This is a genomic window from Streptomyces sp. Isolate_45, from assembly GCF_024721315.2.
Lineage (GTDB): Bacteria > Actinomycetota > Actinomycetes > Streptomycetales > Streptomycetaceae > Streptomyces.
In genome coordinates, this window is the sequence record NZ_JANFAK020000342.1 from 1 (window position 1) to 2,112 (window position 2,112).

Sequence of the window (2,112 nt, forward strand, 5' to 3'; positions counted from 1 at the left end):
TTTTTTTTTTTTTTTTTTTTTTTTTTGGTTTGTGGGGGGGGGGGGGGGGGGGGGGGGGGGGGGGGGGGGGGGGCCCCCCCCCCCCCCCCCCCCCCCCCCCGCTTCTCCCACCGTCCGGTACCTGGACTGCTCGGCGGCCGCCGACGGCTCGGGAAGTCCGAACAGCCCCTGGAACTCCCTCGCGAGTGCCAACGCCCACGTCTTCGGGCCCGGTGACCAACTCCTGCTCAGGCGGGGCGTGCTGTGCCGCGGTACCCTCCGGCCCCGGGGATCCGGTGCGGCCGGCGCCCCGGTCACCCTCGCCGCCTACGGGCCCGGTAGCGCCAGGCCGGTCGTCGCGGGGGACGCCGCCTCCGACGAGATCGCCGCCGTTCACCTCCGCAATGTCGAGCAGTGGGAGATCCGCGGCCTGGAGATCACCTTCCAGGACTCCGGCGCCACCAGGAGGGAGCGCAACGGGCTGCTCGTCGAGATCGCCGACCTGCCCGACGGGGTCGGCACCCACTACGTCGTCGACGACGTCCATGTCCACGACGTCCACGGTGACAGCACCAAGTGGAGCAACGGGATTCAATTCCGGGTGAGCGGGAGCACGGTCCCCACCAACTTCCACGACGTCCTCGTTCAGAACTCCCGCATATCCGGCGTCGACCGCGAGGGCCTGACCACCCGTTCGACCTGGATGTGCCGTCCTGCCTACGGCACCGGCGACGGCTGCGGCAGCAAAGTCAACTGGCGGGCCAGCACCGGGATCGTGTTTCGCGCCAACACCCTCCACGACATCGGCGGCGACGGCATCGTCATCCGCGCCGCCGACCACGCACTGGTCGACGGCAACACCGCCTACGACATCGCGATGCGCCCGATGGGTGCCAACGCCGGCATCTGGACGATCAACTCGGACTACACCACGATCCAGCACAACGAGGTCCACCACGTCCGCAGGCTGCCCGACAACAACGACGGCATGGCGTTCGACTCGGACTTCGCCAACACCGGCGCGCTGTTCCAGTACAACCACAGCCACGACAACGAGGGTGGCTTCATGCTCTTCTGCGGCTCCTGCGGCCAGGGATCCAGCAGCACGGGCACCGTGGTCCGGTACAACCTCAGTACCCGCGACCGCAGCCGCTGGCTCTTCGCGGTCGGCGAGAAGTCGGCCCAGATGTACGGCAACACGGTCTACCTGCCGCCGGGCTCGACCACTCCGGTGATCCAGCAGGGCGGCGGTAGCACCCTCACCCAGCTCAGCGGCAACCTCTTCCACAACCTTGGCACCGGCGGGTACACCGGCTGGAACTCCCACACCTACCGGCCGAGTGACTTCACCTGGACGTCCAACCTGTTCTACGGCACCCACCCCGCCAACGAACCCGCCGACCCGGGCAAGATCACCGCCGACCCCCGACTGGCGAACCCGGGCGGTGCCAGCGCCGCCGACTACCGGCTCGGCTCCGGCTCACCTGCCCGCGCGACCGGGAGCGCAGTTGCGGCCAACGGCGGCCGGGACTACTTCGGCGCGGCCGTGCCCGCGCGCTGCCGCCCCGACATCGGCTTCCACCAGGCGAGCCCCTTCGACGACAGCGCCTGCTCCGCGGCCGACCGGGTGGTCAACGGCGGCTTCGAGAGCGGCGCACTCTCCCCCTGGACCTGGTACGGCGGCGTCCTCGTGACCCCTGCCCATGCGCACACCGGCGGATACGCGATCCGGGTCGGCCCGTCGCCCGCCGCGGTCGAGCAGGTCATCACCGTGCGCCCCGGTACGACGTACCGGCTCTCCGGCTGGGGCAAGGTCTCGGCCGCGGGCACCGAGGTATCGCTGGGTGTGAAGGCCTACGACGCGATCGGCTCCACCACCAGGGCGGGCTTCACGGGCACCGCCTATACCGCTGGCAGTACCACGTTCACCACCGGCCCGTCCGCGACGACGGCCAGGGTCTACTGCTACGCCCGCAGCGGCGCCGGCCACGGCTACTGCGACGGCATCACGGTCGTCCCGGCCTGATCCGCAACGCTGGTGCACCGGGTTCCCGAACGTCGGGGGGGGGGGGGGGGGGGGGGGGGGGGGGGGGGGGGGGGGGGGGGGGGGGGGGGGGGGGGGGGGGGGGGGGG

At 71.2% G+C, this 2,112-nt stretch carries 1 protein-coding gene; it reads left to right on the top strand.

The features are described 5' to 3' along the window. Positions 1-238 precede the first annotated feature (238 nt). On the top strand, positions 239-2,005 hold the full coding sequence (locus tag NOD94_RS40885; RefSeq protein ID WP_281211313.1) for a carbohydrate binding domain-containing protein: 1,767 nt from the start codon (positions 239-241) through the stop codon (positions 2,003-2,005). The last annotated feature ends 107 nt before the right edge of the window (positions 2,006-2,112 follow it).